The 23,083-nt window shown below is 60.0% G+C and carries 22 protein-coding genes; 16 read left to right on the top strand and 6 right to left on the bottom strand.

The genetic code is table 11. The features are described 5' to 3' along the window. The first annotated feature begins 56 nt into the window (after positions 1–56). A complete protein-coding gene (locus tag KHU30_RS05435) occupies positions 57–1,991 on the top strand; it encodes a SurA N-terminal domain-containing protein (RefSeq protein WP_211441577.1) in 1,935 nt (644 codons plus the stop codon). A gap of 174 nt (positions 1,992–2,165) precedes the next feature. Here KHU30_RS05435 and KHU30_RS05430 read toward each other — a convergent pair whose 3' ends face one another. After that, positions 2,166–2,804, bottom strand: coding sequence for an arylesterase (locus tag KHU30_RS05430; protein ID WP_230427190.1), 639 nt, complete (start codon positions 2,802–2,804; stop codon positions 2,166–2,168). A 52-nt stretch (positions 2,805–2,856) separates the two neighbouring features. Here KHU30_RS05430 and KHU30_RS05425 point away from each other — a divergent pair, with 52 nt between their 5' ends. From KHU30_RS05425 to KHU30_RS05415, 3 genes are read left to right on the top strand one after another with little or no spacing between them, the layout of a single operon-like run. Next, positions 2,857–3,606 (top strand): ABC transporter ATP-binding protein, encoded by a 750-nt coding sequence (locus KHU30_RS05425; RefSeq protein ID WP_211441575.1) that lies wholly within the window; start codon positions 2,857–2,859, stop codon positions 3,604–3,606. Between the two features lie 55 nt (positions 3,607–3,661). Beyond that, positions 3,662–4,000 (top strand): hypothetical protein, encoded by a 339-nt coding sequence (locus KHU30_RS05420; protein WP_211441574.1) that lies wholly within the window; start codon positions 3,662–3,664, stop codon positions 3,998–4,000. A gap of 50 nt (positions 4,001–4,050) precedes the next feature. Continuing rightward, positions 4,051–4,965 (top strand): LysR family transcriptional regulator, encoded by a 915-nt coding sequence (locus KHU30_RS05415; protein ID WP_211441573.1) that lies wholly within the window; start codon positions 4,051–4,053, stop codon positions 4,963–4,965. Between the two features lie 12 nt (positions 4,966–4,977). On the opposite strand, the gene KHU30_RS05410 is transcribed toward KHU30_RS05415, so the two are convergent. Continuing rightward, entirely contained in the window at positions 4,978–5,400 is a 423-nt protein-coding gene (locus KHU30_RS05410) for a thioredoxin family protein (RefSeq protein WP_211441572.1), read from the bottom strand. 80 nt (positions 5,401–5,480) lie between these two features. Between KHU30_RS05410 and tsaB the strand changes: the two genes are divergently transcribed. The 5 genes from tsaB (at position 5,481) to KHU30_RS05385 (ending at position 9,481) form a co-directional block, all read left to right on the top strand. Beyond that, entirely contained in the window at positions 5,481–6,191 is a 711-nt protein-coding gene (gene tsaB, locus KHU30_RS05405) for a tRNA (adenosine(37)-N6)-threonylcarbamoyltransferase complex dimerization subunit type 1 TsaB (protein ID WP_211441571.1), read from the top strand. Next, entirely contained in the window at positions 6,188–6,673 is a 486-nt protein-coding gene (rimI, locus tag KHU30_RS05400; RefSeq protein ID WP_211441570.1) for a ribosomal protein S18-alanine N-acetyltransferase, read from the top strand. The genes tsaB and rimI overlap by 4 nt, the downstream gene beginning before the upstream one ends. After that, positions 6,670–7,563: a uracil-DNA glycosylase gene (locus KHU30_RS05395; RefSeq protein ID WP_211441569.1), complete on the top strand. Its 894-nt coding sequence runs from the start codon at positions 6,670–6,672 to the stop codon at positions 7,561–7,563. Before rimI ends, KHU30_RS05395 begins: the two co-directional genes overlap by 4 nt. Further along, positions 7,544–8,530, top strand: coding sequence for a DUF1853 family protein (locus tag KHU30_RS05390; RefSeq protein ID WP_211441568.1), 987 nt, complete (start codon positions 7,544–7,546; stop codon positions 8,528–8,530). Before KHU30_RS05395 ends, KHU30_RS05390 begins: the two co-directional genes overlap by 20 nt. A 132-nt stretch (positions 8,531–8,662) precedes the next feature. Then, positions 8,663–9,481 (top strand): hypothetical protein, encoded by an 819-nt coding sequence (locus KHU30_RS05385; protein ID WP_211441567.1) that lies wholly within the window; start codon positions 8,663–8,665, stop codon positions 9,479–9,481. Positions 9,482–9,554: 73 nt separating this feature from the next. On the opposite strand, the gene lplT is transcribed toward KHU30_RS05385, so the two are convergent. Further along, complete coding sequence (lplT, locus tag KHU30_RS05380) at positions 9,555–10,817, bottom strand: lysophospholipid transporter LplT (protein ID WP_211441566.1); 1,263 nt, start codon at positions 10,815–10,817, stop codon at positions 9,555–9,557. 187 nt (positions 10,818–11,004) lie between these two features. Here lplT and alr point away from each other — a divergent pair, with 187 nt between their 5' ends. The 4 genes from alr to fghA all read left to right on the top strand — a co-directional run bounded on the left by alr (position 11,005) and on the right by fghA (position 15,597). Further along, on the top strand, positions 11,005–12,081 hold the full coding sequence (gene alr, locus KHU30_RS05375) for an alanine racemase (RefSeq protein ID WP_211441565.1): 1,077 nt from the start codon (positions 11,005–11,007) through the stop codon (positions 12,079–12,081). Positions 12,082–12,183: 102 nt separating this feature from the next. After that, a complete protein-coding gene (gene radA / locus KHU30_RS05370) occupies positions 12,184–13,554 on the top strand; it encodes a DNA repair protein RadA (protein ID WP_211441564.1) in 1,371 nt (456 codons plus the stop codon). Positions 13,555–13,642: 88 nt separating this feature from the next. Next, positions 13,643–14,749: an S-(hydroxymethyl)glutathione dehydrogenase/class III alcohol dehydrogenase gene (locus KHU30_RS05365; RefSeq protein ID WP_211441563.1), complete on the top strand. Its 1,107-nt coding sequence runs from the start codon at positions 13,643–13,645 to the stop codon at positions 14,747–14,749. Then, on the top strand, positions 14,746–15,597 hold the full coding sequence (fghA, locus tag KHU30_RS05360; RefSeq protein WP_211442220.1) for an S-formylglutathione hydrolase: 852 nt from the start codon (positions 14,746–14,748) through the stop codon (positions 15,595–15,597). The genes KHU30_RS05365 and fghA overlap by 4 nt, the downstream gene beginning before the upstream one ends. A gap of 76 nt (positions 15,598–15,673) precedes the next feature. Here fghA and KHU30_RS05355 read toward each other — a convergent pair whose 3' ends face one another. After that, entirely contained in the window at positions 15,674–16,396 is a 723-nt protein-coding gene (locus KHU30_RS05355; protein WP_407928023.1) for a TerC family protein, read from the bottom strand. 315 nt (positions 16,397–16,711) lie between these two features. Further along, a complete protein-coding gene (locus KHU30_RS05350; protein WP_211441562.1) occupies positions 16,712–17,617 on the bottom strand; it encodes a LysR family transcriptional regulator in 906 nt (301 codons plus the stop codon). A gap of 278 nt (positions 17,618–17,895) precedes the next feature. Between KHU30_RS05350 and aceB the strand changes: the two genes are divergently transcribed. Further along, positions 17,896–19,482 (top strand): malate synthase A, encoded by a 1,587-nt coding sequence (aceB, locus tag KHU30_RS05345; RefSeq protein WP_211441561.1) that lies wholly within the window; start codon positions 17,896–17,898, stop codon positions 19,480–19,482. 128 nt (positions 19,483–19,610) lie between these two features. Here aceB and KHU30_RS05340 read toward each other — a convergent pair whose 3' ends face one another. Beyond that, positions 19,611–20,210: a TetR/AcrR family transcriptional regulator gene (locus KHU30_RS05340; protein WP_211441560.1), complete on the bottom strand. Its 600-nt coding sequence runs from the start codon at positions 20,208–20,210 to the stop codon at positions 19,611–19,613. Between the two features lie 145 nt (positions 20,211–20,355). Between KHU30_RS05340 and KHU30_RS05335 the strand changes: the two genes are divergently transcribed. Continuing rightward, entirely contained in the window at positions 20,356–21,858 is a 1,503-nt protein-coding gene (locus tag KHU30_RS05335; protein WP_211441559.1) for an efflux transporter outer membrane subunit, read from the top strand. 34 nt (positions 21,859–21,892) lie between these two features. Next, on the top strand, positions 21,893–23,083 hold the full coding sequence (locus tag KHU30_RS05330; RefSeq protein ID WP_211441558.1) for an HlyD family secretion protein: 1,191 nt from the start codon (positions 21,893–21,895) through the stop codon (positions 23,081–23,083).

Raw genomic sequence — 23,083 nt, 5'->3', positions numbered from 1 at the left:
GTATTCCTATATGTTGCAGCTTTATTTATTAGCCGCTTGATCTCGATTGGCCGACCATGTTTGAATTTGTCCGTACCCATCAGCGCTTGATGCAGTTCTTGCTACTGCTGTTGATCATCCCTTCCTTCGCTCTAGTCGGTCTGCAAAGCTATAGCAGCTTTGGCGACAGCGCCAACACGGTAGCGAAAGTCGCCGGCCAGCCGATCACCCAGCAAGAGCTGGATGGCGCCTTGCGCCAGCAGATGGAGCGCATGCGCCAGGCCTTTGGCGACCGTTTCGATCCGAAAATGATGGAGACGCCCGAAGCCAAGCAGGGCGTGCTGGATAATCTGATTTCGCAACGAGTGCTTGCAGCAACTGCCAACAGCGAGCATTTGACAGTCGCTGACCCGGCCATACAGCAAATCATCCTCAGCCAGTTTCCAAACCTGGTTGGAGCGGACGGAAAATTCGACAGCAAGACATTCGATCAATTGCTGGCAATGCAGGGCATGACGCAGGTTTCCTACGCTGCCCGCTTGCGCCAGGATATGGCCATGCAGCAGTTGAACGGCGCCGTGCAGTCGACCGCATTCACGCCGAAGACCGTCGCCACCCGCTTGTCTGATATCAATGATCAGGAGCGCGAGGTGCAGGAACTGCTGTTCAAGGCCGCCGATTATGCTGCCCAGGTCAAGGTTACGGACGCCATGCTGCAGGACTATTACAGCAAGAATCCGAAGGAGTTCGAGATTCCGGAACAGATCAAGGCTGAATATGTGGTGCTCGACAGCGCCGCCGTGGCAGGCCAGATCACGGTCAGCGATGCCGATATCAAATCCTATTACGATCAGAATGTCAGCCGCTATACCGAGGCGGAAGAGCGCCGCGCCAGCCATATCCTGATCGCGGTGAAAAAAGATGCGCCGGCTGCAGAGCAAGCTGCAGCCAAGGCCAAGGCGGAAAGCCTGCTGGCGGAAGTACGCAAGACGCCGGCCGATTTTGCGAAGGTCGCCAAGGCGAATTCGCAGGATACCGCCTCCGCTGAACTGGGCGGCGATCTCGGTTATTTCGGCGCCGGCAGCATGGTCAAGCCTTTCGAAGACGCAGCGAACAAACTGAAGCAAGGCGAGATCAGCGATCTGGTGCAATCCGATTTCGGTTACCACATCATCGAACTGACCGGCATCAAGCCAGCCAAGGTCAAGCCGCTGGATGAAGTCAAGACGGAAGTCGCCGGTGAAATCAAGAAGCAGCTGGCTGCACGCAAATTCACTGAAATGGCTGAAGCCTTCAGCAATACCGTGTATGAGCAGGCGGACAGCCTGAAGGCAGTGGCCGACAAATTGCATCTGCAAATCCAGACCGCGGAGAATCTGGGCCGCCAGCCTAACCCTGCTGCCGCGCCTACCGCTCCGTACAACAATCAAAAATTCCTGACTGCACTGTATTCGGACGAGGCGTTGAAGAACAAGCACAACACCGAGGCGATTGAGATTGCGCCGAGCACCTTTATCGCCGGCCACGTCCTCGAATACAAAGCTGTGACCAAGCGGCCGTTTGAAGAAGTCCAGGCAGTCATCCGCGACAAGGTGACGCACACTGAAGAAGCCGCGCTGGCCAAGAAAGCCGGCGAAGAGAAGCTGGCCGCCTTGAAGGCGCAAGACAACACCGGCGGTTTCGCTGCTGCGCAAACCGTATCGCGCACCAAGAGCCAGGGCGTCAATCCGCTGGCGTTTGAAGCGGTGATGAAGGCCGACGCCAATAAACTGCCTGCCTATGTCGGCGTCACGCTGCCGCAGCAAGGCTATGTCCTGTATCGCATCGGCAAGGTAGGACAGCCTGCTGCCCAGGATCAGGCGCGCCGCGTCGCTGAACAGGAGCAGATCACCGGCATCCTGGCGCAGCAGGAAATGCTGGCATACGTGGACGTCTTGAAAGAGAAGGCCAAGGTCAAGATCCTCAAGCCGATAGCCGTGGCGCCAGTGGACGGCGACGGCAGCAGCAAGTAAAGCCAGGTGCTTCGAGTGGAATAGAAAAAGCCCGTGCAACGCAAGTTGCATGGGCTTTTTGCATTTCTGCCTGGACAGCAGGGCGTGCGTGTGGAAATTAATCTTTGCTGGCCTGACGATGGCCTTGGTGCCGCCGCTTGATCGCGCGCCCAATGCAAGGAGCCAGGCCTGCTGCTATTTCATCAGCAGCGGCTTCAATCCAGACCAGACGTTGTTCAAGATGATTGGATGTGCCTGGGCAAGCGGGTGGATCCGGTCCGCCTGGAACATGTCCGCTTTGTCGGGCACGCCGTCCAGCAGGAAGGGCACCAGCGGCACCTTGGTTTGTTTCGCCACCGTAGCATATTGCGAAAAGAATTTTTCGGTGTAGTCGCGGCCGTAATTCGGCGGAATCCGCATGCCAACCAGCAGCACCCTCGACTTTGCTTGTTGCGCGGCGCTGATCATGGCCCTCAGGTTGCTTTCGGTGGCGCTCAGCTGCAGGCCGCGCAAGGCATCGTTGCCGCCCAGCTCGATGATGACGATGTCAGGCTTGTGCTGCAGCAAAGCCGGCAGGCGCGTCTTGCCGCCGCTGGTGGTCTCGCCGCTGATGCTGGCATTGGTGATGGTGGCGTCGATTTTTTCCGCCTGCAGCCGCTGCTGCAGCAACGCCACCCAGCCGCTGCCGCGCGCCAGTCCGTATTCGGCGGAAAGACTGTCGCCTAACACCAGGATCGATTTTGATGCAGAATAGGCACTGTTCGTCCATACTAGAGCCAGCAGGCCAAGCAGCAAGAGCGCCCGCCGCGAACTGCCGACAATCTTGCGGGTCATACGCCCAATCCGTTTCTGACAACCATTCCCCAACCCGGAGTCGATAATCTGCATGCCTCAGTCCTCTTCTGTTAATCCTGCAACGGCCAATGCCAGGGCGCCTGCCATCGATGTCCAGCATTTGAGCAAGCGGGTCGCCGACGCCAGCGGCGAGCTGGTGATCCTTGATGATATCAATTTTAACGTCCAGGGCGGCACCACGCTGGCGATTGTCGGCGCCTCGGGTTCCGGCAAGTCGACTTTGCTGGGCCTGCTGGCCGGCCTGGACACGCCGTCCGCGGGCACGGTATGCATCGACGGCAGCGATATTTTTTTGCTGGACGAAGACGGCCGCGCAGGATTGCGCAAGGAAAAACTTGGTTTTGTGTTCCAGTCTTTTCAGTTGCTGAGCCATCTGAGCGCGCTGGAAAACGTCATGCTGCCGCTCGAACTGCGTGGCGACAAAGATGCGCGGCAAAAGGCGCAAGCCAAGCTGGAGCGGGTAGGCCTGGGCAGCCGCTTGCAGCATTATCCTAAATACCTGTCAGGCGGCGAACAGCAGCGCGTGGCGCTGGCGCGCGCTTTCGTCACCGAGCCGCCGCTGCTGTTTGCCGACGAGCCAACCGGCAGCCTTGACGCTGCTACCGGCGATGCAGTGATCCAGCTGATGTTCGATCTGAACCAGGAACGCGGCTCTACCTTGGTGCTGGTGACGCACGATGCTTCGATTGCCGAGCTGTGCCGCCAGACCATTACCATCGCTGCCGGACGTTTGCTGCGGCCGGGCGATACGGCAGCGACGGATAAGCAGATATTTCAGTAAGCTCGGATCAACTCGGATTCGCGGTACAGAACAGGCAGGCAATTGGAGGTGATGGATGTCAGCATGGGTTTCGGTAACAAAGGCGATACTTCCGTATGTAAGCGACATTATTTCAGTGGCGGTGCCGGTATTTACTCGCCGCAAAGGGAATACGGAGGAGAGCCAGATCCAGATTTTGCAGCAGCAGGTGACAGAGTTGCAGGGAGCGTCTTTGCAGAACGCCGGCGACATCAAAGCGCTGGCGGAGCAGCTGAGCGCGGCCTTGCTGATGCTGGAGCGGGAGGTGCAGGCGGTTGACGCCAAACTGGCGCGCGCCGGCCTGCTGTGCGGCGTCAGCATCGGCGTCGCCGTGCTGGCGCTGGTGGTCAGCTTCGTGTCCCTGTTGAGTAAATGAGCGTGGCGGACAAACTTGAAGAAAATCTACGGTAAATAAGGACAATATAGATGGACCGCTTGCAATCCATGCGCGTATTTGCAAAAGTGGTGGAGCAGGGCAGCTTTGTCGCTGCCGCTCAGGTGCTGGACATGTCGAACGCGGTCGTTACGCGCCTGGTCGCCGATCTTGAAAATCATCTTGGGATCCGCTTGCTGCACCGTTCGACCCGCCGCATGGCCCTGACCGAGCCGGGCCAGGCCTATCTGGAGCGGGTGCGCCAGATCCTCGACGAAATCGACGAGGCCGAGGCCGCCGCCTCGGTGCTGTCGACCAATCCTGCCGGCACGCTGCACATCTATTCGCAGATCGGCTTTGGCCAGACGCAGCTGGCGCGCTTGCTGCCGCTGTACTCGAAGCAGTATCCGGACGTCCAGCTCGACGTGACGCTGTCGGACCGCACCGCCGATCTGATCGAAGAAGGCTTTGATGTCGGGATCTTCTCCGTCAACCAGAAATTCGATGTCAGCATGGTGGCGCGCCAGCTGGGCATCGCCGAGGTGCTGCTGTGCGCTTCGCCAGCCTATATCGCCCAGCATGGCGAGCCGCAGGCGCCGGAGGATCTGGCGCGGCATGCCTGCCTGAATTTTTCACTGGAACACTTGCGCCATCACTGGACTTTCCAGTCGGCGCAAGGCACCTCGGTGGTTCCGATTGCCAGCAAGGTGATGTCGAATAACACGGAACTGCTGCGCCATTGCCTGCTGGCGGGGATGGGAATCGCCATGCGCAGTTCGTACACGCTGGGCGACGACATGGCGGCGGGCCGGGTAGTGCGGGTGTTGCCGGACTATCAAATCAACAAGGTGGCGGTGCGCCTGGTGTATCCTAGCCGGCGGCTGCTGTCGGCCAAAGTGCGCAGTTTTGTCGACTTCATGATGGCGCAGTTTCCGCATCCGGATTGCGATCCCTGGCTGGTGTCCTGAGCAGGCTGTGTTTCAGCTGTTCGTCAGCCGCCGCAGCAGATTGCCTTCCTGTTGCCACAGGCGGCGCTCTTCGCTGCTCTGGGCTTCGCTCCGCAATTCATCCGCACTCTTGCTCATCTGCGCCAGCAGGATGCGCTCGGCCAGGCGCAAATCCATTTCAACCGGGGCCAGGAAAGTCACGATATCCCCGCGCTGGATCAGCAAGGTGGGAAAATTATCGATGTCCAGGTCGCCGACCAGTTCTGCCTGGTCTTCGATATCTATCCACGCAAACTGCACTTGCGGATGGCGCTGCGCCAGTGCCGTGAAGTTCGCGAAGTATTCCCGGCAACTGCCGCACCAGGCGGCGCACAGGCAAGCCACCACCCAGCCGTCTTCGCTGAGGATGTCGGCAAGCTGCGCGTGATTGTGGTGGTCGAGAGTGAGGATCCGCATAGCGGGTATTTTACCGTGACTGCGCTTGATTCTGGTTGAATAGCAATCCGGGCCGCGCCTGGCGCGGTAAAATACTGCCTATGCAGACCATTCTTGCCATCGAAACATCTACCGAACTGGCCTCCGCCGCCTTATTGCGGGGCGGCCAGGTGATTACCCGCGAATCGGCGGGCGTTCAAACTCATTCCCTTGCCATCCTGCCGATGGTGCAAAGCTTGCTGGCCGAAGCCGGCATCAGCCTGGCGCAATGCGACGCGCTGGCGTTCGGCGTCGGTCCCGGTTCGTTTACCGGCGTGCGTACCGCCTGCGGCATCGTCCAGGGCCTGGCGTTCGGCGCCGGCCTGCCGGTGCTGCCGGTGGTGACCCTGGCCGCCATGGCGCAAGCCTGCCGCGACCTCAACGGCGCCGACGATGTGCTAGCGGTGCTGGACGCGCGCATGGGCGAGGTCTATTGGGCGCAATATCGCTTTGCCGACGGTCAGTGGCAAGTCATCGTCGAGCCGACCTTGTCGGCGCCGGCAGCCGTGCTGCCCCTGCCTTTGAATCCCAGCGCCAAGGCTTTGCAGGCCTGCGGCAATGGTTTGTCGGCATATGCCGAGGCGTTTGCGGCGGCGCCGTTTGCCGCGGCGAGTTTGCCAGGCGTGATGCCGAATGCACGCCAGATCGCTGCTTTGGGCAGCAACGCTTTTTCTCAAGGAAAAGGCTTGAATGCGGTAGAAGCCCAGCCTTTGTATTTACGTAACAACGTCGCACTCACCACCGCCGAGCGCGCGGCCAAGGCGCAGCCATGAACGCCAGCGTGCAAGAGTCCCCGGGTTTGCGGCGGCCGCTCGCCTTCGCCGAGATGCGTGTCGAAGATCTGGATGAAGTAGTCGCGATCGAAAAGAGCGTGTATTCCCATCCATGGACCCATGGAAATTTTGTCGATTCGATCCAGAGCGGCTACCAATGCTGGGTGCTGCGCGATGCGGGCGGTGTCTTGCTGGGGTATTTTTTCATGATGGCGGCGCTTGACGAAGCACATTTGCTGAATATCAGCGTGCATGGCGACATGCACCGGCGCGGCATCGGCAAAATGATGCTGGATAAGGTCTGCATCCTGGCGCATCAGCAGCAGATGCAGTCGGTGCTGCTTGAAGTGCGGCCGTCGAATACGCGCGCGATAGAGATTTATCGGCGCTATGGTTTCGCCGAGATCGGCCGCCGCCGCGACTATTATCCGGCCGCCGACAACAAGCGCGAAGAAGCCATCGTCATGAGGCTGCCCTTATGAGCGAAATGACCCGGCGCAGCGTTTTCCTTGATGAAATCGGCTTGGGGCCGATCTGGCTGCGGCGCGAGGGCGTTGCTGCCTTGAGCGAGGATGCGCCAGAATCGATCGATGTTGCGCAGCAGGAGAATATGTCTGCGGAGATTCCGGTTTCTTTGATGAGCGATCCGGCTCCGCAAGCCGACAGCGCAGCTGCGCCGGCGACGCACGCCTTGCCGGCGCATGACGCATCCCCTTCGCCCTGGAATGACGATGACGTCGTCTCTGCGCCGCCGGTGCCAGCTGTCTCGCTACAGTCGCTAACGTCGCCGATGGCGATGGACTGGCCGCAGTTGCAGAAAGCCGTGGCGGAATGCACTGCATGCGGGCTATGCCGCGGACGCAAGAATACCGTGTTCGGCGTCGGCGACAGCAAGGCCAGATGGCTGTTTATCGGCGAAGGTCCGGGACGCAACGAGGATATCCAGGGCGAACCGTTTGTCGGCCCGGCCGGCAAGCTGCTCGACAATATCCTGCTGGCGATGGGCCTGGCGCGCGGCGAAAACGCCTACATCGCCAACATCGTCAAGTGCCGTCCGACCGATGAAAACGGCCGCGACCGGCCGCCTGCCGCCGATGAGGTGGCGGCCTGCCTGCCGTATCTGCAGCGCCAGATCGAACTGATCCAGCCCACCGTGCTGGTGGCGCTGGGCAAGACCGCTGCCCTATCACTGCTCGGACTGGATTCGTCCACGCCGGTTTCCAAGCTGCGCGGCAGCGTCCATCGCTATGCGGATCGGCCTCTGATAGTGACCTATCACCCGGCCTACCTGCTGCGGCAGCTGGCGGACAAGGGCAAGGTCTGGAGCGACCTGTGCCTGGCCATGAGCACCTATGCCAACATCCCCGAATGAGGCAGCAGGGCTTGCGGCGCTGACGCCTGGCTGCACCTGCCAGGAACAGTTTCACCGCCGCTGGAATCACTTGCGCGATCCCCACGTCCGTGCGCTGGCATGGCTGCTGGATGCTCCCGACCTGCTTGATCCGCAGGCCGCGCAATGGCAGGGCCGGATCGCCACCTATGTCGATGCGGATCTGGCGACTTGGCTCAATGAGCTGGATCAGCAGCCGCAAAAACTCCAGGATTTGCATGGGTATATAGGCAGCTTGCCCTCGACCCGCCTCGGCCTGTATGCGGAAAAACTGCTGGCGTTCTATTTCGAGCGGCGGCAACTGCTGGTGGCCCACAGCGTGCAGGTGCGGGCCAGCAAAAACGATACGGTAGGCGAATTCGATTTCCTGCTGCGTCTCAATGGCGGCCTGGTCCACTGGGAGTTCGCCAGCAAGTTCTATTTGCTGGAAACCAGCGGCGCCAGCCTGCAGGCGGACGATTTTATCGGCCGAGACATGGCCGATTCGCTGGGATCGAAAATGCAAAAGCTTTTGCAGCATCAGCTGGCTTTGTCGCAGCATCCTGCAGCCCAGGCACATCTGAGCGAAGCGGTTGTGTCGGCGCGGGTATTGATGAAGGGCTGGCTCTTTTACCAGGACCAGCGGCATCCGGCTGACGTTCCCGGCGTATCGCCAAATGCCTGCCGCGGCTATTGGTGCGCGTGGCCCGATTTGCAGCTGGATGAGACTGCCGGATACTATCTCTTGCCCCGCCAACGCTGGCTGGCTCCGGCCAAGGTGGCGTCTGAAGATGTGCGAAGCGCGGCACAAATGCAATTAGCCTTGTCGGGATATTTTTCCGGCGATGCCTCGCCAGTGCTGCTGGTCACTTTACGTCCCGAAGGCGAATTTGGCCTGGAAACCGATCGCGGTTTCGTAGTGCCATCCGACTGGGCGGCGCGTGCGGCTGTCCGGCGCCACCGACGTTAGCGATTTATTTGCTCAGCCTGACAGGCGAAGAGTTCTCCTCGCTAAAAATTTCTTTCCAGGCAATGTTGTTCCCGGCATAATGCGCATGTAATTTAATATGTCAAAATCGGCGCGTCAATAACAAGGGAATGCATGGGGAAGCTAGCAATAATCACAACAGCACTGCTTGGTGCTTTTTTTTCGTCTGCTGCTCAAGCGGAGGACATCATTTCTCGTTTTACAGTTCGGGATCAGGGACAGTTTGCCGTTGACGGCAGCTTGTCGGGCAGCCGCAGTAATTCTTCTTACAGTAGCCCTTATGCACCAGGATACTCAGCGGAACAGCATGATTACGAAAGCAGGGCAATTCTCGGTGGAAATGTCGGACTGGGCTATGGCATCGAATTGTTTGCCGATCTTCCTTATGTCCTAAGCAATCATGTTGGAATGCGTTATACCTATGCGGGTAAGAGTGCTTCCCGCGACTTTGATGGTGACAAGGGCTTCAGCGATGCGACTTTCGGTCTGAAATATCGCGCTTTTAAAAGCGCTGATGGTAGCAATGAAGTGCTGCTCAGGGCCTCCGTCTTGCATCACAGCGGTTCGTCGGGATTTGTAAATGCTGACGCAAGCTACCTGCACATATTTACTCCGGCAATCAAGACAGCTTTTTCGCTGAATTTTGAAAAAGCGCAGGGAGGGCCTGATAGTGCCGGACTGGGCGCTTTTCTCATATGGCAGGCATCGCCGCAAATTACCTTCGTGCCATATGCCCGCGTCAGTCGTATCGACGGATATCAGGGGCTTTCCAGCTATAACACGGTAGCTGGCGGCGCGCAGCTGCGCTATACGCCGGTTAAAGGCTGGAATATCACACCGGGCCTGAGCGGAACCCATACCGGCAAGCGTAGCAGCTATATCGGTACTTGGAATTCCCTTGGCGCATCGCTGACGGTACAGAAGGAGTTTTAATCATTCCGGTGATGCCGCACGATTAGAAAAAAAGCGGGCAAGCCCGCTTTTTTGTTGCCTTGTGAATATTTTGTTAGTGTTTGATTTCGCCAATCAAGGCCAGCGAATCATGCTCGCGCTGGTTGGCGGCGTGCTTGCGCATGATGAGCAGCATGATGCAGGCCACAAACGAGCCGAACATCAGGATGACGATATTTACGTCCAGATCGATCTTGATCATCAGGGCGTACAGCACCAGCATGGTCAGCACTGACAGGTTCTCGTTGAAATTCTGCACCGCGATCGAATGGCCTGCGCTCATCAGCACGTGGCCGCGATGTTGTAATAGCGCATTCATTGGCACCACGAAATAGCCTGAAAGGGCGCCGATGATGATCAGCAGCGGGTAGGCCACCCAGATTGAGTGCACCACGGTCATGGCCATCACGACTACGCCCATTACGATGCCCATCGGCATCACCGTCAGCGATTTTTTCAAGGGAATCATGCGCGCCGCGGCGCCGGCGCCGATGGCTACCCCAAACGCCACCACGCCTTGCAGGATGGCGGCCTTGTCGAGCGGCATGCCGAGCGACTTCTCCGCCCATTTCAAGACGATGAACTGCAGGGTGGCGCCGGCCCCCCAGAACAGGGTAGTGACGGCCAGCGAGATTTGTCCCAGCTTGTCTTTCCACAGGATCGCGCAGCAATTGGCGAAGTCGACGATCAGCTTGCTCGGCCTGTGCTGCTGGTGCGGGTAGCGGGCGCCGGTGTCAGGGATCTTCAGGTTGAAGATGGTGGCGATCACATACAGCGCGCCGATCACCATCAGTGCGGCATGGGTTGGGGTGTTCAGGTGCCAGTTGATGATGGGTATGTGCCACTGCAGCAGTATCGAGACTACGTGCGGGCTGACCAGGGCGCCGCCGAGGACCGTGCCGAGGATGATGGAGGCCATGGTCAGGCCTTCGATCCAGCCGTTGGCGGCAACTAGTTTCTCTGCCGGCAATAGTTCTGTCAGGATACCGTACTTGGCCGGCGAATATGCTGCCGCGCCGAAGCCGACGACTGCATAGGCAATCAATGGATGGACATCGGCGAACATCATCAGGCAGCCGGCGATCTTGATCATGTTGGTGATGAACATGACTTTGCCTTTTGGCAAAGAATCGGCGAAAGCGCCGACAAAAGCGGCTAACAGCACGTAAGACAGGACAAAAAACAACTTCAGTAAGGGAGTCATCCAGTCCGGCGAGGACATTTCCGCCAGTAAGGCGATGGCCGCTATAAGCAGGGCGTTGTCGGCTAGCGAAGAAAAAAACTGCGCTGCCATGATGGTGTAAAAACCGCGATTCATCCGCATCCCAGAATGTAACAATGTGTCCCCGGCCTGCTTTATACCATGAAAATATGACCGGTCCGTGATTATGACGGATGCAAAAGCCAAAACGTTCAGGCGGATTATTGAGAAATTGCCAAGCCTTTGCCGGACTTGCTTCCGGTAAAATAGAGTGCTCTACGAATCTTCAGCATTTCTGCCATTCATGCCCAGACCCCTCGTTGCCTCGATAGATATTTCTGCGCTGCGTCACAACCTGCGTATTGCCAAATCGCATGCTCCGCAGGCGAAAATCTGGGCGGTGGTCAAGGCCAACGCCTACGGCCATGGCCTGGAGCGCGCCATGCGCGGCTTCGCCGACGCCGATGGACTGGCCCTGATCGAACCCGAAAACGCTTTGCGTTTGCGCGAACTGGGCTGGCAAAAGCCGATTTTATTGCTGGAAGGTATTTTTGATGCCGCTGACCTGGAAACCGCGATGCAGGCCGGCCTCGATGTCGCGGTGCATTCCGCGGACCAGATCCTGCTGCTGGAACGGACCGCCTTGAAGGGCGCGCTGGACGTCCACCTGAAAATGAACAGCGGCATGAACCGCCTGGGTTTCAAGTCCGAGCTCTACCGTGCGGCCTATCAGCGGCTGCGGGCGATTCCCATCGTCCGCAAGATCACGCTGATGACGCATTTCGCCAATGCTGACGATCCGCTCAATCCCGGCTTGCCATTGCAGCAACAAGTGCAGCTGTTCGAGCAAGGCACGGCCGGCATCGAGGAAGAGCGCAGCATCGCCAATTCCGCGGCGGACCTGATGCATCCGGAGCTGAAGTCGGACTGGGTGCGGCCCGGCATCATGCTGTACGGCGCCAGCCCCGGCGGCGCCAGCGCCGAGCAGTTCGGGCTGAAGCCGGCGATGACGCTGACCAGCAAGATCATCGGCATCCAGCGCATAGGCGCGGGCGAAGCGATCGGCTACGGCAGCCGTTTTGTCGCCGCCGCGCCGATGCTGGTGGGCGCGGTGGCCTGTGGCTACGCCGACGGTTATCCGCGCCACGCCCCCAACGGCACGCCGGTGCTGGTCGATGGTGTCCGTACCGTCACTGTCGGCCGGGTGTCGATGGACATGTTCTCGGTCGACCTGACCAATGTGCCCGGCGCGGCGGTCGGCAGCAACGTGACCATGTGGGGCGCCGGCTTGCCTATAGATGAAGTGGCCCATGCTGCCGGCACGATAGGCTATGAATTGATGTGTGCTTTGGCCGCGCGGGTTAAAGTGGTGGAGTCTTGAGTGCTGGGCAATAAAAAGCCGTCCACAAAAATCGAAAAAAATGCGCCGATAAATAGGCGGACAAATTAATTATGTACGCACCTTATGAAACTATAGAAGCGAATGGCCAAAGCTAAAACCAACTACACCTGTACCGAATGCGGCGGCGTCGCAAATAAATGGACTGGCCAGTGCCCCTCGTGCGGGCAATGGAACACATTGGTGGAAACCATCGTGGAAGCAGTCGGCAACCGTTTTTCAAACCAGCACCAAGGCCTGGCGCAGACCGCGCCGGTGATGACCCTTGCAGATATCGAAGCGATCGACGTACCGCGCTTCGGCACCGGCATCGAGGAATTCGACCGTGTGCTCGGCGGCGGCCTGGTGGCCGGCGGCGTGGTGCTGATCGGCGGCGATCCGGGCATCGGCAAATCGACCTTGCTGCTGCAGGCGCTGGCCAATCTGTCGAAAGTGAAGAAGGTGCTGTACGTCAGCGGCGAAGAGTCGGGCGCACAGATCGCCTTGCGCGCCAAGCGCCTGGCGGTGGATGCCGGCGACCTGCGGCTGCAGGCCGAAATCCAGCTGGAAAAAATCCTCAACACGCTGGTCGATCACAAGCCGGAGGTGGCGGTGATCGATTCGATCCAGACCGTCTATTCAGATGCGCTCAGTTCGGCGCCGGGCTCCGTGGCGCAGGTGCGCGAATGCGCGGCGCAGCTGACGCGGGTCGCCAAGCAGTCCGGCATCACCATCATCATGGTCGGCCACGTCACCAAGGAAGGCGCGCTGGCCGGGCCGCGCGTGCTGGAGCATATCGTCGATACCGTGCTCTACTTTGAAGGCGACACCCATTCCAGTTTCCGCCTGGTGCGTGCATTCAAGAACCGCTTCGGCGCCGTCAATGAACTCGGCGTGTTCGCCATGACCGAAAAAGGTTTGAAGGGCGTGTCGAATCCGTCGGCGCTGTTCCTGTCCCAGCATGACAGCCAGGTGCCGGGCTCCTGCGTGATGGTGACGCAGGAAGGCACGCGGCCCTTGCTGGTCGAAATCCAGGCCCTGGTCGACGCCTCGCACGTGCCGAACGCGCGGCGCTTGTCGGTGGGGCTGGAACAGAACCGGCTGGCGATGCTGCTGGCGGTGCTGCACCGGCATGCCGGCATTGCAGCGTTCGACCAGGATGTGTTCATCAACGCCGTCGGCGGCGTCAAGATCACCGAACCGGCGGCCGATCTGGCGGTGCTGCTGGCGATCAATTCCTCCATGCGCAACCGGCCGCTGCCGCGCGGGCTGGTGGTGTTCGGCGAAGTCGGCCTGGCCGGCGAGATCCGGCCGGCGCCGCGCGGCCAGGAGCGTTTGCGGGAAGCCGCCAAGCTGGGCTTTTCGATCGCCATGATCCCCAAGTCGAACGCGCCGAAACAAGAGATCGAAGGCTTGAAAGTGATCCCGGTGGAGCGCATCGATGACGCCCTGAGCAAGATACGTGACGCTGAATAAATGGCAAGCCTGGTAGCTTTAGTGAATAATCCTTTAGTCCCCAATCCCAATTCCAATACATACTGAAATACCGGTAAAGGTCAATCAAATGAAAACCAAAGCAGCTATTGCATGGAAAGCCGGTCAGCCACTGACCATCGAGGAAGTCGAACTGGGCGGCCCGCGCGCCGGCGAAGTGCTGGTGGAGATCAAGGCCACCGGAATTTGCCATACCGATTACTACACCCTGTCCGGCGCCGATCCGGAAGGCATCTTCCCATCCATCCTGGGCCATGAGGGGGCGGGCGTGGTGGTCGATGTCGGCCCTGACGTCAAGAGCCTGAAAAAGAACGATCACGTGATTCCGCTCTACACGCCGGAATGCCGCCAATGCAAATTCTGCCTGTCGCAGAAAACCAATCTGTGCCAGTCGATACGCTCGACCCAGGGCCGCGGCCTGATGCCGGACGCCACCAGCCGTTTTTCCATCGACGGCAAGCCGATCTATCACTACATGGGCACCTCCACTTTTTCCAACTACATCGTGGTGCCGGAAATCGCCCTGGCCAAGATCCGCGAAGATGCGCCGTTCGACAAGGTTTGCTACATCGGCTGCGGCGTCACCACCGGCGTCGGCGCGGTGCTGTTCACCGCCAAGGTCGAGGCGGGCGCCAATGTCGTGGTGTTCGGCCTCGGCGGCATCGGCCTCAACGTGATCCAGGCGGCGCGCATGGTGGGCGCCGACAAGATTATCGGCGTCGACATCAATCCGGCGCGCGAAGCGATGGCGCGCAAGTTCGGCATGACGCATTTCATCAATCCGGCCGAAGTAGAGAACGTGGTCGACGCCATCGTGCAACTGACCGACGGCGGCGCCGACTACAGCTTCGAATGCATCGGCAACACGACTACCATGCGGCAGGCGCTGGAATGCTGCCACAAGGGCTGGGGCCAGTCGATCGTGATCGGCGTCGCCGCCGCCGGCCAGGAAATCAGCACCCGGCCATTCCAGCTGGTCACCGGCCGGGTCTGGAAGGGCTCGGCTTTCGGCGGCGCCCGCGGCCGCACCGACGTGCCGAAAATCGTCGACTGGTATATGGACGGCAAGCTGAATATCGACGACCTGATCACACACCGTCTGCCGCTGGAGCGCATCAATGAAGGCTTCGACCTGATGAAAAGCGGCGAGTCGATCCGTTCGGTGGTGATCTACTGATGGAAATCCTCAGCGAGCATGCCTGTTTCGGCGGTACGCAGGGATTCTACCGTCACGCGTCGGCCGAGATCGGCCTGCCCATGCGGTTTTCCGTGTACCAGCCGCCGCAGGCCAGGCTGGGGCCGGTGCCGCTGCTGTTTTTCCTGGCAGGGCTGACCTGCACTGAAGAGACTTTCATGATCAAGGCCGGGGCGCAGCGCTATGCAGCGCAGCACGGCATCATGCTGGTGGCGCCGGACACCAGCCCGCGCGACACCGGCATAGACGGCGCGGGCGACAGCTGGGATTTCGGCAATGGCGCCGGCTTCTATCTGGACGCGACGCAGGCGCCGTGGGCGCAGCATTTCAGGATGTACTCCTATATATTGCATGAGCTGCGGCAAACCGTGATCCGAGAGTTTCCGGCGCAGGCCGGCAATATCGGCGTCTTTGGCCACTCGATGGGCGGCCATGGCGCGCTGGTGCTGGCCTTGCGCAATCCGGATGTGTTTCGCTCGGTGTCGGCCTTTGCGCCGATTGCCGCGCCTAGCCAATGTCCGTGGGGGAAAAAGGCATTCGGCCATTATCTGGGAGCGGACCAGGCCGGCTGGCGCGACTATGATGCGACGCAGCTGATGCTGGGTTTGCAGCGGCCGTTTCCGCAAGAGATATTGATCGATCAGGGCCTGGGAGACAAATTCCTGACCGAGCAACTGCTGCCGGAACAGTTTGAAGCAGCCTGTGCGCGGGCGGGCCAGCGCTTGATGCTGCGCCGTCATGCAGGATACGACCACGGTTACTACTTCATCTCGACCTTGATGGAGGATCATCTGGCTTTCCACCAGCGGATACTGTCGGCAGACTCCTGAGCCGAAAAAAATCCCGCCTGGTGTCCAGGCGGGATTTTCATATCGTACTTCTCTCGTACTTCTCAATTCCTGGATTTTATTCAGTGACCTTGGCGCCATCGCGTCGCTTCGAAACCATCCAGCCGCCGCCCAGCACCGCCACAAAACCCAGCACGTAAGCAGCATAGTTCAGCCCGGGCAGGCTATCCCAGAACGGTTGCAGGACCGGTTCCGTAACGATCATGTGCATCGCGGTGTAGACCAGGATCGCTGCGCCGATGAAGATCGTCAGCGGGAAGCGTTCGATCAGCTTCAGCGCCAGGGTCGAACCCCAGACCATGATAGGCACAGAAATCAGCAAGCCGATAATCACCAGCGCCATGCTGCCTTTGGCGGCGCCGGCGACACCCAGGACATTGTCGATGCCCATGACGGTGTCGGCGATGATGATGGTTTTCAATGCGGCCGCCATGGTGGTGGCTTTGACGCCATGCGCTTCGCCGTCATCCGACTGCGTCAGCAAGCGGTAAGCAATCCACAGCAAGGCCAGGCCGCCGACCAGCAGCAGGCCAGGTATCTTGAGCAGCCAGACTACGCCGATAGTCATCAGCACACGCATGACGACCGCACCCGCGGTACCCCAGATGATGGCCTTGCGGCGCAAGTGGTCGGGCAGGCTGCGCGCCGCCATCGCGATCACGATGGCGTTGTCGCCGGCCAGCACCAGGTCGATCACGACGATCGCCGCCAGTGCGGCGAAGAAGGCGCCGGCATTCCAGTCCGCCATGCCCAGCATTGAAAGTAAACCAGAAAAATCCATAAAGTAGTCTCCAACAGGGTTAACAAATAACCTCACGCATGGATAACGACAGGAGTGGCGGGAAGTAAACGCGACACATTGCCTGCATGGAATCCATGCTGACAAAGGTCTTGCCCAACAGCGCTGCTGCCAAGGTAACCGGGCGCAGGCGTTGTGCCTGTTCCGTGATGACGACTACCTTGCAGAACATTGGACAGCCAATAAGGTGCCGTGCCGATGTTCAGGAGCTACTCCCCTTTGAGAGGGTGCTGCACGCAGAATACCGTGCAACTGGGCGCCATTGTACATCAGCCCGGAAAAAAGTGGGGAGGGCGGTCAGCCGTGGCGCCAATATTCGGGCTGGGCATAGGCGCGCCGCAAGAAATCGACAAATACCCGGATCCGCAAAGGCAAATGCCGTCGTTGCGCGAAAACGGCATAGATATCGTTGCCCGGTGCGGCGAATTCATCCAGCACCGTCACCAGCTTGCCGGATTCGATCTCGCTGCCGACTTCCCACATCGAGCGCCACGCCAGTCCTTTGCCCGCCAGCGCCCAGTCGTGCAGCACCTGGCCGTCGTTGCAGACCATGTTGCCGGCTACCCTGACGGTGACGATCTTGCCGTTCTGGCGGAAGCTCCAGCCGCGCTGGCTGCCTTCGCTGCTCATCGCCAGGCAGTTGTGCTTTTGCAGGTCGTCCACGGTGAGCGGTTTGCCGTGCCGTTTGATATAGGCGGGCGAGGCCACCACGATGCGCTTGTTGTCGGCCAGCTTGGCGCCGATCAGCGAGGAATCCGACAAGGAGGCGATGCGGATGGCGACGTCGATGCCTTCGCCGATCAGGTCGACCACGCGGTCGTTCAGGTTGAGGGTCAGGGTAACGTCGCGGTGCTCGGTGAGGAAGGAGGGCATCAGCGGCGCCACATGCTGCCGTCCGAAGCCGGCCGGCGCCGAGATCAGCAGATGGCCGCTGGCGTGGGCGCTGCGCTCCGAGACCGCGGATTCGGCATTTTCCAGGTCCGACAGGATGCGCTGGCAGTCTTCAAGGAAGGCTTCGCCCTCGTTGGTCAGGGCGATCTTGCGGGTGGTGCGTTGCAAAAGCTTGACACCGAGGCGTTCCTCTAATGCATCCAGCCGCCTTCCTATCATGGCCGGGGCGATCCCCTCGGCGCGCGCGGCGGCCGACAGGCTGCCTTTGGCGGCCACTTCGACGAAGGTAGAGATCTGCTTAAACTGGTCCACTGCGTTGGTCCATTGCCTTGATTGAGTGCGCTGCCGCCTTGGGTTTGAGGAAAGGGAGCTGTGGTAAGCTCACTTGTGACTAAAACGCATAGATAAAATGATAATTCGTTCAACCTATGATGATTTAGTTTAAATATACTATATAGCGTAAAAATTAGATAATGCCATTCGGGTTTATGCATAGCCGACATGGTAAAAAGCGGAATGTAGCACTGCACCATGGCACCATGGCGCAGGCTGTAGAAGAGACCAATTCATAGAACAAACAGGAGTAGAGCATGACGCAACTGACACTGCCCGCAGGAATGGAAATCAACGGCGCGATCGAAGCCGGCTACGCCGAAATTCTGACCCCCGATGCGCTGGCCCTGGTGGCCAAGCTGAGCCGCGCTTTCGAAGCGCGCCGTCAGGAATTGCTTGCAGTGCGCGTCGAGCGCGCCAAGCGCCTGGACGCCGGCGAGCGCCCGGACTTCTTGCCGGAAACCGCGCACATCCGTAACGGCGACTGGAAGATCGCGCCGATTCCTCAGGCGCTGGAATGCCGCCGCGTCGAAATCACCGGCCCGGTCGAACGCAAGATGGTGATCAACGCCTTCAACTCCGGCGCGGACAGCTACATGACCGACTTCGAGGATTCCAACTCGCCGGTCTGGGACAACCAGATCACCGGCCAGATCAACCTGCGCGACGCGATCCGCAAAACCATTTCGCTGGAACAGAACGGCAAGTCGTACAAGCTGAACGACAAGGTCGCCACCCTGGTGGTCCGTCCACGCGGCTGGCACCTGGATGAAAAGCATGTGCTGGTCGACGGCAAGCGTGTCTCCGGCGGTATTTTCGATTTCGGCCTGTTCATGTTCCACAACGCCAAGGAACAGCTGGCGCGCGGCGCCGGTCCTTACTTCTACCTGCCGAAGATGGAATCGCACCTGGAAGCGCGCCTGTGGAACGACATCTTCGTGATGACCCAGAACGAACTCGGCCTGCCGCAAGGCACCATCAAGGCCACCGTGCTGATCGAAACCATCCTGGCCGCTTTCGAAATGGATGAAATCCTGTACGAACTGCGCGAACACAGCTCCGGTCTCAACGCCGGCCGCTGGGATTACATTTTCTCTTGCATCAAGAAGTTCAAGCTGGACAAGGACTTCTGCCTGGCCGATCGCGCCAAGGTGACGATGACTGCGCCGTTCATGCGCTCCTACGCATTGCTGCTGCTGAAGACCTGCCACAAGCGCAATGCGCCGGCAATCGGCGGCATGGCGGCACTGATCCCGATCAAGAACGATCCGGAAAAGAATGAAATCGCCATGGGCGGCGTGCGTACCGACAAGGCACGCGATGCCACCGACGGCTACGACGGCGGCTGGGTTGCCCATCCAGGCCTGGTTGAGCTGGCCATGACCGAATTCAAGAAAGTGCTGGGCGACAAGCCAAACCAGATCGGCAAGCAGCGCGAGGACGTCAGCGTCAGCGCCGCCGACCTGCTCGATTTCAAGCCGGAAGCGCCGATCACCGAAGCCGGCCTGCGCTACAACATCAACGTCGGCATCCATTACCTGGGCGCCTGGCTGGCCGGCAACGGTTGCGTGCCTATCCACAACCTGATGGAAGATGCCGCTACCGCGGAAATCAGCCGCGCGCAGGTATGGCAGTGGATCCGCTCGGCCAAGGGCGTGCTGGAAGACGGCAAGAAGGTGACTGCAGAGATGGTGGTCGCGATGATTCCGGAAGAGCTGGCCAAGGTCAAGGCGCTGGTGGGCGATGGCGCTACCTACGACCGCGCCGCCAGGATCTTTGAAGAAATGTCGACGTCGGCTTCGTTTGCCGAGTTCCTGACGTTGCCGCTGTACGAGGAAATCTAACTAAGTGTAGCTGGCGGCGGATGCGCCGCTCGCTCGCAGAAAGATAAAAAGGCCGGTCGCAAGATCGGCTTTTTTTATTCTCGCTTGCAGTTGAAGTGATAGCGGCGCCGGTGGCTGTCCGGCGCTATTCAAATCGCATAGATGCGCATGAAGGCATCGATGGCGCGCTCTGTCGATGCCTTTATCTTGTCCGGCGTCGCCCCCGTCACCACGCCCAGCATCCTGATTTCCATCCACTCGGTTTCCACCAGCCCGCGCAACTGCAAGGCAGCCACCCAAGGGTCGGCTGTGCGCAACTGCCGCTTGTCCATTGCCCGCTTCAGGAAATTGGCGACCCGGGTCCAGCCGAGTTTGGGGCCACGCTCATACAGCATCGTGCCGATATCCCAGCGCTCGGCGTGAGACAGCACCAGGCGCTTGACCGACACCACTTCCGGCATCAGGATCACTTGCAGGTACTTGGCGCCCAGGCGTTGCAGGGTCAGTCGCAGATTGTCGTTCTCGACCAGCTGCTCGAATACCGCTTCATAGTGCTGGCCGATCTGCTGGCGCATGGTTTCGACAAAGATCTCTTCTTTTGACGAAAAGTAGTTGTACAAGGTCGCCTTCGATCCCCCCAGGCGCGCCGATATCTCCGACATCGATGCTCGTTCAAATCCTATTTCATTAAAGATCGCTGCCGCGACATCGATGATGGCCTGCCGCCGTTCCTCGCTTTTCTTGCGCATGTGTCAATTTTTCCTGTTTTACGGCATCAAAAGCGCCGTATTTGTGCGTTGCTTTTTGGGTTTGTCGGCGCCTAGTTTTACTTGACGACGTTCAAAAGTCAATATTATACTGTACCGTACAGTTCAGTTATGAATGGATTTTCTCATGCAAGGATCTCGCTTTTCCCCACACTTCTCGCCGTATCTGGCGCCTGCGCTGCGCGGGATCGCCAGCCTGTGCGTGCTGGCGTTCACCCTCAGCGGCTGTGCGCAATTCTCAGAAATCGGCCCGCGTGCCGAACCGAAGGAGATCGCTGCTTACCAGGCTTCAGAGCAGCTAGCCGGCAATGCAATCGCCTGGCCGGACGACAAGTGGTGGAGCGTCTACGGCGACAAGCAGCTGGATGCGCTGATCGGCGAAGGCTTGCAAGGCGCGCCATCGCTGGCCGCGGCGCAGGCGCGGCTGCTGAAAGCGGAGGGCAGTGCGCAGCAGCAGGGCGCCGCCTTGCTGCCGCAAGTCGCCGCGAATGCCTCGGTCAACTATTTGAAGCAGAGCTACAACAATGGCGTGCCGGCAGAGTTCGTGCCACAGGGTTATAACAGCGAAGGCAGCGCCACCCTCAATTTCAGCTATGAAATCGATTTCTGGGGCAAGAACCGCGCCGCGCTGGCCGCCGCCACGTCGGAGCTGGAAGCCGCGCGCGCCGATGCAGCACAGGCCAGGATTACCTTGTCGACCTCGATTGCCGCCGCCTATGCCGAATTCGAACGGCTGCTGAGCCAGCGCGATACCGCCGAGGCGGCGTTGCAGGTGCGCCGCGAAACCTACGATCTGTTCGAGCAACGGCGTATCAATGGCCTGGAAACCCAGGGCAGCGTCAAGCAAGTACTGGCGCGGCGCGCCATGGCGGAAGCCGATTTGCTGAGCGTGACCGAATCCATCAATCTGCAACGCAACAAGCTGGCCACGCTGGTTGGCGCCGGACCGGACCGCGGCTTGCGCCTGCTGCGCCCGGAAATCGACATGTCGCATCCGTTCGGCATGCCGCAGCAGTTGCCGGTGAATCTGCTAGGCAGGCGCCCGGATGTGGTGGCGTCGCGCTTGCGGGTGGAAGCTGCGGCCAAGCAGATCAAGGTGGCTAAGGCGCAGTTTTATCCGAACGTGAACCTGACTGCCTACCTGGGTTTGCAGGCGCTGGGCCTGGGCATGCTGAGCAAGGCCGGTTCCGACGTCGGCAGCATCAGCCCGGCGATTTCGCTGCCCATCTTTGAAGGCGGCCGCCTGCGCGGCCAGTACCGTTCCGCCAGCGGCAGCTATGACGAGGCAGTTGCCAATTACGACAGTGCGGTGACGCAGGCCTTGCAGGACGTAGCCGATGTGGCGGTCAGCGAAAAAGCGTTGAACGGCCGGCTCGACAAGACGCAAGAGGCGGTCGCCGCGTCCGAGGATGCTTACCGCATCGCCCGCAACCGCTATGAAGGCGGCCTGGCTACCTATCTCGACGTGCTCAATGCACAGGACACCTTGCTGACCAACCAGCGCGAGCTGTCGACGCTGCGCTCGCGCCTGTTCGCGCTCGACGTTGCGCTGGTGCGGGCGTTGGGCGGCGGCTATCAGCACGATCAGCACAATCAGCGCGATGGGCGCAATGCACGCGTCGCCGGCTGAGCAAACATTCAAAACATATTCTAAGGATAGCAACATGTCACACAGCGATTCTCAAGTCATCAAGGACCTGGCGTCGGAAGAAGTCATCGCCAAGGCGGAAGCCAAGGCCAACAGCCAGAAACGCAAGAAGCTGTTCGGCGCGCTGGCTGGCGCGATCCTGGTTGCCGGCGTCGGCTACACAGCCTACTGGCATTTCATCGGGTCGCGCTATGTCAGCACCGACAATGCCTATACTGCAGTGGAAATCTCGCAGCTGACGCCAGCCATCAATGGCATCGTCGCCGACGTCAAGGTGGTCGATACCCAGGCAGTCAAGCAAGGGCAGGTGCTGGTGGTGATCGACGACAGCGACGCCAGGCTGGCGCTGGCACAGGCTGAAGCCGACCTGGGCCGGGCGCAGCGCCGGGTGCAAGGATATTTTGCCAATGACAGCGGGCTGGCGGCGCAGGTGCTGGCGCGCGAAGCGGAGCAGAAGCGGGCGGCGGCGCAGACCATTTCGGCGCAGGCCGACCTGCAGCGCGCCGAGCTGGATTACCGCCGGCGCGAAGCCTTGTCCAAATCGGGCTCGGTATCGGGCGAAGAACTGAGCAATGCGCGCAGCGCCTTGCTGACCATGCAAGCCAACCTGAAAGTGGCGGAAGCAGGCGAAGTGCAGGCCAAGGCCAATCGTTTCGCTACCGTGGGCGCGCAAAAAGCCAGCACGGTCCTGACCGCCGACACCACTGTCGAGACCAATCCGGAAGTGGCGCTGGCGCGCGCCAAGCGCGACCAGGCCAGGCTGGACCTGGAGCGCACCGTGTTGCGGGCGCCGGTGGACGGCGTGATCGCGCGGCGCCAGGTGCAGATCGGCCAGCGGGTGCAGGCCGGCACCGTGCTGCTATCGATTGTGCCGACCCAGTTGATGCACGTCGACGCCAATTTCAAGGAAGGCCAGTTGACCGAGGTGAAGGTCGGGCAGGCGGTCACCATGAAAGCCGATCTCTACGGCGGTTCGGTGGAATACCACGGCACGGTGCAAGGCTTGTCCGGCGGCAGCGGTTCCGCATTCGCCGTGATCCCGGCGCAGAACGCGACCGGCAACTGGATCAAGGTGGTGCAGCGGTTGCCGGTGCGGATTTCCATCGATCCCAAGCAGTTGCAGCAGCAGCCGCTGAGCGTCGGCCTGTCGATGGAAGTCGAGATCGATACCCGCGCCGGCAAGGCAGCGCCTTCCGCGACCATGTGA

The organism is Collimonas humicola (assembly GCF_018304945.1).
GTDB classification, from domain to species: Bacteria; Pseudomonadota; Gammaproteobacteria; order Burkholderiales; family Burkholderiaceae_D; genus Collimonas; species Collimonas humicola.
Note: the sequence above shows the minus strand (reverse complement) of the source record. Positions and strands in the feature narration are given on the sequence as shown.

Bases quoted from the DNA above. Each gene is read 5' to 3' on its own strand.
- KHU30_RS05435 (WP_211441577.1), top strand. From the start codon at position 57: ATGTTTGAATTTGTCCGTACCCATCAGCGCTTGATGCAGTTCTTGCTA.
- KHU30_RS05430 (WP_230427190.1), bottom strand. From the start codon at position 2,804: ATGACCCGCAAGATTGTCGGCAGTTCGCGGCGGGCGCTCTTGCTGCTT.
- KHU30_RS05425 (WP_211441575.1), top strand. From the start codon at position 2,857: ATGCCTCAGTCCTCTTCTGTTAATCCTGCAACGGCCAATGCCAGGGCG.
- KHU30_RS05420 (WP_211441574.1), top strand. From the start codon at position 3,662: ATGTCAGCATGGGTTTCGGTAACAAAGGCGATACTTCCGTATGTAAGC.
- KHU30_RS05415 (WP_211441573.1), top strand. From the start codon at position 4,051: ATGGACCGCTTGCAATCCATGCGCGTATTTGCAAAAGTGGTGGAGCAG.
- KHU30_RS05410 (WP_211441572.1), bottom strand. From the start codon at position 5,400: ATGCGGATCCTCACTCTCGACCACCACAATCACGCGCAGCTTGCCGAC.
- tsaB (WP_211441571.1), top strand. From the start codon at position 5,481: ATGCAGACCATTCTTGCCATCGAAACATCTACCGAACTGGCCTCCGCC.
- rimI (WP_211441570.1), top strand. From the start codon at position 6,188: ATGAACGCCAGCGTGCAAGAGTCCCCGGGTTTGCGGCGGCCGCTCGCC.
- KHU30_RS05395 (WP_211441569.1), top strand. From the start codon at position 6,670: ATGAGCGAAATGACCCGGCGCAGCGTTTTCCTTGATGAAATCGGCTTG.
- KHU30_RS05390 (WP_211441568.1), top strand. From the start codon at position 7,544: ATGCCAACATCCCCGAATGAGGCAGCAGGGCTTGCGGCGCTGACGCCT.
- KHU30_RS05385 (WP_211441567.1), top strand. From the start codon at position 8,663: ATGGGGAAGCTAGCAATAATCACAACAGCACTGCTTGGTGCTTTTTTT.
- lplT (WP_211441566.1), bottom strand. From the start codon at position 10,817: ATGAATCGCGGTTTTTACACCATCATGGCAGCGCAGTTTTTTTCTTCG.
- alr (WP_211441565.1), top strand. From the start codon at position 11,005: ATGCCCAGACCCCTCGTTGCCTCGATAGATATTTCTGCGCTGCGTCAC.
- radA (WP_211441564.1), top strand. From the start codon at position 12,184: ATGGCCAAAGCTAAAACCAACTACACCTGTACCGAATGCGGCGGCGTC.
- KHU30_RS05365 (WP_211441563.1), top strand. From the start codon at position 13,643: ATGAAAACCAAAGCAGCTATTGCATGGAAAGCCGGTCAGCCACTGACC.
- KHU30_RS05355 (WP_407928023.1), bottom strand. From the start codon at position 16,396: ATGGATTTTTCTGGTTTACTTTCAATGCTGGGCATGGCGGACTGGAAT.
- aceB (WP_211441561.1), top strand. From the start codon at position 17,896: ATGACGCAACTGACACTGCCCGCAGGAATGGAAATCAACGGCGCGATC.
- KHU30_RS05340 (WP_211441560.1), bottom strand. From the start codon at position 20,210: ATGCGCAAGAAAAGCGAGGAACGGCGGCAGGCCATCATCGATGTCGCG.
- KHU30_RS05335 (WP_211441559.1), top strand. From the start codon at position 20,356: ATGCAAGGATCTCGCTTTTCCCCACACTTCTCGCCGTATCTGGCGCCT.
- KHU30_RS05330 (WP_211441558.1), top strand. From the start codon at position 21,893: ATGTCACACAGCGATTCTCAAGTCATCAAGGACCTGGCGTCGGAAGAA.